The 5,849-nt window shown below is 73.0% G+C and carries 7 protein-coding genes; all 7 read left to right on the forward strand.

Going from position 1 to position 5,849, the window contains the following annotated elements; genetic code table 11:
* Window positions 1-55: 55 nt before the first annotated feature.
* Window positions 56-520, forward strand: coding sequence for a cupin domain-containing protein (locus AOK16_RS07270; RefSeq protein ID WP_055471407.1), 465 nt, complete (start codon window positions 56-58; stop codon window positions 518-520).
* A complete protein-coding gene (locus AOK16_RS07275; RefSeq protein WP_055471408.1) occupies window positions 517-1,785 on the forward strand; it encodes a beta-ketoacyl-[acyl-carrier-protein] synthase family protein in 1,269 nt (422 codons plus the stop codon). The genes AOK16_RS07270 and AOK16_RS07275 overlap by 4 nt, the downstream gene beginning before the upstream one ends.
* Window positions 1,782-3,068, forward strand: a complete 1,287-nt coding sequence (locus AOK16_RS07280) for a beta-ketoacyl synthase N-terminal-like domain-containing protein (RefSeq protein WP_055471409.1) — start codon at window positions 1,782-1,784, stop codon at window positions 3,066-3,068. The genes AOK16_RS07275 and AOK16_RS07280 overlap by 4 nt, the downstream gene beginning before the upstream one ends.
* A gap of 86 nt (window positions 3,069-3,154) precedes the next feature.
* A complete protein-coding gene (locus AOK16_RS07285) occupies window positions 3,155-3,412 on the forward strand; it encodes an acyl carrier protein (protein ID WP_055471410.1) in 258 nt (85 codons plus the stop codon).
* A 1-nt stretch (window position 3,413) separates the two neighbouring features.
* Window positions 3,414-3,878 (forward strand): SRPBCC family protein, encoded by a 465-nt coding sequence (locus AOK16_RS07290; protein WP_055471411.1) that lies wholly within the window; start codon window positions 3,414-3,416, stop codon window positions 3,876-3,878.
* Window positions 3,875-4,282, forward strand: a complete 408-nt coding sequence (locus tag AOK16_RS07295; protein ID WP_079101139.1) for a TcmI family type II polyketide cyclase — start codon at window positions 3,875-3,877, stop codon at window positions 4,280-4,282. The genes AOK16_RS07290 and AOK16_RS07295 overlap by 4 nt, the downstream gene beginning before the upstream one ends.
* A gap of 98 nt (window positions 4,283-4,380) precedes the next feature.
* Window positions 4,381-5,849: acetyl-CoA carboxylase, carboxyltransferase subunit beta (accD, locus tag AOK16_RS07300; RefSeq protein WP_055471412.1), on the forward strand; the 1,469-nt coding region annotated here is incomplete at its 3' end.

Below are 5,849 nucleotides of genomic sequence, written 5' to 3' on the forward strand. Positions count from 1 at the left end.
CCCCTTTCCCCCTCTCCGTCTCCTTCGGCGCAGGGCCCCCTTGGAGGTAGCCGTCATGACCACGCCCACGCACCCGTACCCACGCATCGTGGACCTCAGTGAGACCCAGCCCAACCGAAGGCGCGGCGGAGATCTGCGCGCCATGCTCACGCCCACCGCGGTGGGCGCCACGAGCGGCTTCATGGGGCTGGCCATCGTGCAGCCCGGCGAGCGCATCGGCGAGCACTACCACCCGTACTCCGAGGAGTTCGTGTACGTGGTGTGCGGTGATCTGGAGGTCGACCTCGACGGGGAGACACACCCGCTCCGCCCCGACCAGGGCCTGCTGATCCCGACCCACATGCGGCACCGGTTCCGCAACGTGGGCGGCACCGAGGCCCGGATGGTCTTCCACCTCGGCCCGCTGGCCCCGCGCCCCGAACTGGGGCACGTGGACACCGAAGGCACCGAGCGGCCCGAGGGAACGGAGGGCACCGCCGCCGCGGCCGCGCCCCCCGAACGAGCGGAGTCGCTGCGGTGACCCGCCGTGTCGCGGTCACCGGGGTCGGCATAGTCGCCCCGGGTGGCGTCGGCATCCCGGCCTTCTGGAAGCTGCTCACCGACGGCCGGACAGCCACCCGGGGGATCACTCTCTTCGACCCGGAGGGGTTCCGCTCGCGGATAGCCGCCGAGTGCGACTTCGACCCCGCGGCCCACGGTCTGGACGAGACCGAGATGGAACGGGCCGACCGGTACGTGCAGTTCGCGATGGTCGCCGCCGAGGAGGCGGTACGCGACTCCGGGCTCGACCCGGAGTCGGAGGACCCGTGGCGGGTCGGGGTCTCACTGGGCACCGCGGTCGGCGGCACGACCCGCCTCGAACACGACTACGTGCTGGTGAGCAGCGCGGGCGAGCGCTGGGACGTGGACCACCTGCGGGCCGGCCCCCAGCTGCACCGGGCGTTCTCGCCCAGCTCGCTCGCCTCCGAGGTGGCCGAGCAGATCGGCGCCCGCGGCCCGGTGCAGACCGTCTCCACCGGCTGCACCTCGGGGCTCGACGCGATCGGGTACGCCTTCCACGCCATCGAGGAGGGCGAGATGGACGTCTGCATCGCAGGCGCCTCCGACTCCCCGATCTCCCCGATCACGGTGGCCTGCTTCGACGCGATCAAGGCCACGTCGCCGAACAACGACGACCCGGCCCACGCCTCCCGCCCCTTCGACGCCCACCGCGACGGGTTCGTGATGGGCGAGGGCGGCGCCGTACTCGTCCTGGAGGAGCTGGAGCACGCCCGGGCCCGCGGCGCCCCCGTCTACTGCGAGGTACGCGGCTACGCCACCTTCGGCAACGCGTACCACATGACGGGGCTGACCCGGGAGGGCCTGGAGATGGCCGAGGCCATCGACAAGGCGCTGGGCCACGCGCGGCTCGACGGCTCCGAGGTCGACTACGTCAACGCGCACGGCTCCGGCACCCAGCAGAACGACCGGCACGAGACGGCCGCGGTCAAGCGGTCGCTGCGCGACCACGCGTACAAGATCCCGATGAGCTCCATCAAGTCGATGGTGGGCCATTCGCTCGGCGCGATCGGGGCGATCGAGGTGGTGGCGTGCACCCTCGCGCTGGCCCACCAGGTCGTGCCGCCGACCGCCAACTACGAGACGCCGGACCCCGAGTGCGACCTCGACTACGTGCCGAAGACGGCGCGTGAGATGCCGCTGCGCACCGTGCTGTCGGTCGGCAGCGGGTTCGGCGGCTTCCAGTCCGCGATGGTGCTGACCCGAGAGGGCGGGAGGACACCATGAGCTCCGCGCACAACCCAGCCTGGTCCGAACGGCGTTCGGTCGTCACGGGCATCGGCGTCGTCGCTCCCAACGGGATCGGCACGGACGCCTTCTGGAAGGCGACCAAGGAGGGCATCAGCGTCCTCGACAAGGTCACCCGCGAGGGATGCGAGCAGCTGCCGCTGAAGATCGCGGGCGAGGTCCGCGGCTTCGACCCGGCGACGGTGATCGAGGAGCGCTTCCTCGTGCAGACCGACCGGTTCACGCACTTCGCGATGGCCGCGGCGGGACTGGCCCTGGACGACGCCCGGCTGCCCGAGCTCCGGGACGGCGGCCAGGGCGGCGGTGCGGTCTCGCCGTTCGCGATCGGCGTCGTCACGGCCGCCGGCTCCGGCGGCGGCGAGTTCGGCCAGCGCGAGCTGCAACGGCTGTGGGGCCAGGGCTCGCGCTACGTGGGCCCGTACCAGTCCATCGCCTGGTTCTACGCGGCCAGCACCGGCCAGATCTCCATCCGCGGCGGGTTCAAGGGCCCCTGCGGGGTGGTGGCCAGTGACGAGGCGGGCGGGCTCGACGCGCTCGCGCACGCCGCCCGGAACATCCGGCGCGGCACCGACGCGGTGGTGGTCGGCGCCTGCGAGGCGCCGCTGGCCCCGTACTCGGTGGTCTGCCAGCTCGGGTACGACGACCTCAGCCGGTCCTCCGACCCCGACCGGGCCTATCTGCCCTTCACCTCCTCGGCCTGCGGGTTCGTGCCCGCGGAGGGCGGCGCGATGCTCGTCGTCGAGGAGGAGTCGGCGGCCCGGGCACGCGGCGCCCGCGTCCGGGCCCGGGTCGCCGGACACGCGGCGACCTTCACGGGCGCGGCCGAGTGGCAACGCTCCCGGGAGGGCCTGTCCAACGCGATCCGCGGCGCGCTCGCGGACGCGGAGTGCGCCCCGCAGGAGATCGACGTGATCTTCGCCGACGCCCTCGGGATGCCGCTCGCGGACCGCGCCGAGGCGCTGGCCATCGGCGACGCGCTGGGGGCGCACGCCCGGAGCGTGCCGGTGACCGCGCCCAAGACCGGTACCGGCAGGGCGTACTGCGGCGCTCCCGTGCTGGACGCGGCCGCCGCGGTGCTCGCGATGGAGCACGGCGTCGTGCCGCCCACCCCCGGCGTCCTGGACGTCTGCCACGACCTCGACCTGGTCACCGTGTGCGCCCGTCCCAAGGAGCTGCGGACGGCCCTGGTGCTGAGCCGTGGGCTGATGGGCTCCAACTCGGCGCTCGTGCTGCGGCGGGAGGAGTCCGGCTCGCTCTGGTGACAGACCTCCGTCGGTCCGGGCCCGTACCGGCCCCGACAACACGGCCGGGCCCTGATGAGAAGGCCCCTGGTGAGAAGGAGAACGACATGACCGTCCAACTGACCTACATCGAGCTGGCCACGCTGATGAAGAGCGGCGCGGGTGTCACGGTCGACCCGCAGCTGATGGCGACCCAGCCCGCGTCCACCTTCGCCGCGTACGGGCTCGACTCGCTCGGCCTGCTCGGCATCGTGGGCGAGCTGGAGAACCGCTTCGGCAGGCCGCTGCCCCCGAACGCCGAGCAGTGCAAGACCCCCGGCGACTTCCTCGACCTCGTCAACAACAACCTGACAGCTGGAGCCTGACATGTCCGCACACACCGAGAACGACATCACCATCAACGCGCCCCTGGACCTCGTCTGGAACATGACCAACGACCTGGAGAACTGGCCGCGGCTGTTCAGCGAGTACGCCGCGGTCGAGGTCCTCTCCCGGGAGGGCGAGAGCACCACCTTCCGGCTGACGATGCACCCGGACGAGAACGGCACCGTCTGGAGCTGGGTCTCCGAGCGCACCACCGACCGCCCCGAACTCACCGTCCGGGCCCGCCGGGTCGAGCCCGGCCCCTTCCAGTACATGGACATCCGCTGGGAGTACGAGGAGATGCCCGACGGCACCCGGATGCGCTGGATCCAGGACTTCGCGATGCGGCCCGAGGCCCCGGTCGACGACGCGGGCATGACCGAGCACATCAACCGCAACTCGAAGATCCAGATGGAACTCATCCGGGACAAGATCGAGCAGCGGGCCAACGCGCGAGTGGGGGCGTGACGGTGGGCGCCCCCCTCAACTCCCCGCCCGGGACGCCCGATCAGGGTGCGGCGACCCACCGCGCCCTGATCGTCGCCCGGATGGCGCCGGGCTCGGCAGCGAACATCGCGGAGGTGTTCGCCACCTCCGACCGGGGTGAGCTGCCCGGCCTGGTCGGGGTCACCGGCCGGAGCCTGTTCCAGTTCGGCGACGTGTACCTGCATCTGATCGAGGCCGACCGGCCCCCGGGCCCGGCCGTCGCCAAGATCGCGGAGCACCCCGCCTTCCGCGAGGTCAGCGCCCACCTCTCGGCGTACGTCTCGGCGTACGACCCGGAGACCTGGCGCAGCCCCAAGGACGCCATGGCGCAGGAGTTCTACCGATGGGAGCGCGACGGCTCCCGCACGGGGGCGGGCGTGCTCTGAGCCCGCCAGGGGCCTGCCCTCTCCATCGGAGGGGCCTCCCTCTCCGCCCGAGGGCCTCCCCTCCCGCCCGAGTCCGACGAGCCCAAGGAGCAGCCGAGATGGTGCAGTTCGACGACCGGCCGATCGCCCCCACTCCCGAGTGGGTGCGCTGCGAACGCTGCGAAGGGCTCGTCTACGGCAAGCGGTTCGGCAGGAACCACCACGTCTGCCCGGACTGCGGCTCGCACGCGCGCCTGACGGCGCACGCGCGCCTGGACCAGCTCCTCGATCCGGATTCCGCCTCCCCGCTGGACTTCGTGGAATCCCTGCACGACCCGCTGGAGTTCACCGACACCCGGCCGTACGCGGACCGGTTGGCGGAGGCCCGGGCGGCGACCGGACTGCGGGAGGCCGTGGTCTGCGTGCGAGGCCGGATCGAGGGGCGGCCCGTGGTGGTGGCCGCCATGGACTTCCGCTTCCTGGGCGGGAGTCTGGGCTGCGGGGTCGGGGCGCTGATCACCGAGGCCGCGGCCACGAGCCTGCGGGAGCGCGTACCGCTGCTGATGGTCGTGGCCTCGGGCGGCGCCCGGATGCAGGAGGGCGCCCTGTCCCTCATGCAGATGGCCAAGACCGTCCAGGCGCTGACCGAACTTGACGAGGCCGGCGTCCTCACCATCTCCCTGATCACCGACCCGACGTACGGGGGCGTGGCCGCGTCGTTCGCGACACTGGCGGACGTGATCCTGGCCGAGCCCGGCGCGCGGATGGGCTTCGCCGGACCCCGGGTGATCGAGCAGACGACGGGGGAACGGCTGCCGGAGGGGTTCCAGACAGCGGAGTTCCTCCTCGCACACGGGATGGTGGACGACGTCGTGCCCCGGTCGGGGCTGCGAGCGACGCTGGGGAGGCTGCTGGGGGCGGCCGCGCCGGCGGGCTCGCACGGCCGCGCCTCCGCGCCCCACGGCGACGACGGGCCCTCCCCCGTACTCCGCGACCCCTGCGGCGTACCCGAGCGGGACCCGTGGGAGACCGTGCGGCTGGCCCGGCACCCCAACCGGCCCACGGTCCTCGACTACGCGGGCCATCTCCTCGAAGGCTTCCAGGAACTGCACGGCGACCGGCTGGCCGCGGACTGCCCCGCCATCGTCGGCGGTCCGGGCCGCCTGGACGGGCGGCCGGTGATGCTGATCGGGCATCACAAGGGCGGGCCCGGGCTCACCGCCCGCCGCCGCCACACCTTCGGCATGGCCACCCCGGCCGGGTACCGGAAGGCGGCCCGGCTGATGCGGCTCGCCGAGAAGCTCGGCCTGCCCGTGGTCACCCTGATCGACACCCCGGGCGCCAACCCGGGCCCGGAGTCCGAGCGCGGCGGCCAGGCCGTCGCCATCGCGGAGAGCCTGCGGCTGATGTCCCGGCTCGCCGTGCCGGTCGTCGCCGTCCTCACCGGCGAAGGCGGCAGCGGCGGGGCGCTCGCGCTGGCCGTGGCGGACCGGGTGCTGGTGAGCGAGGGCGGGATGTACTCCGTCATCAGCCCGGAGGGCTGCGCCGCCATCCTGTGGAAGGAGCCCCAGGCGGCGCCCACCGCCGC

Origin of the sequence: Streptomyces pathocidini, assembly GCF_001418495.1 — a bacterium.
GTDB lineage: Bacteria > Actinomycetota > Actinomycetes > Streptomycetales > Streptomycetaceae > Streptomyces > Streptomyces pathocidini.

What these genes read in the sequence shown, in the direction of transcription:
- AOK16_RS07270 (WP_055471407.1), top strand. Translation starts at nt 56, where the DNA reads ATGACCACGCCCACGCACCCGTACCCACGCATCGTGGACCTCAGTGAG.
- AOK16_RS07285 (WP_055471410.1), top strand. Translation starts at nt 3,155, where the DNA reads ATGACCGTCCAACTGACCTACATCGAGCTGGCCACGCTGATGAAGAGC.
- AOK16_RS07290 (WP_055471411.1), top strand. Translation starts at nt 3,414, where the DNA reads ATGTCCGCACACACCGAGAACGACATCACCATCAACGCGCCCCTGGAC.
- AOK16_RS07280 (WP_055471409.1), top strand. Translation starts at nt 1,782, where the DNA reads ATGAGCTCCGCGCACAACCCAGCCTGGTCCGAACGGCGTTCGGTCGTC.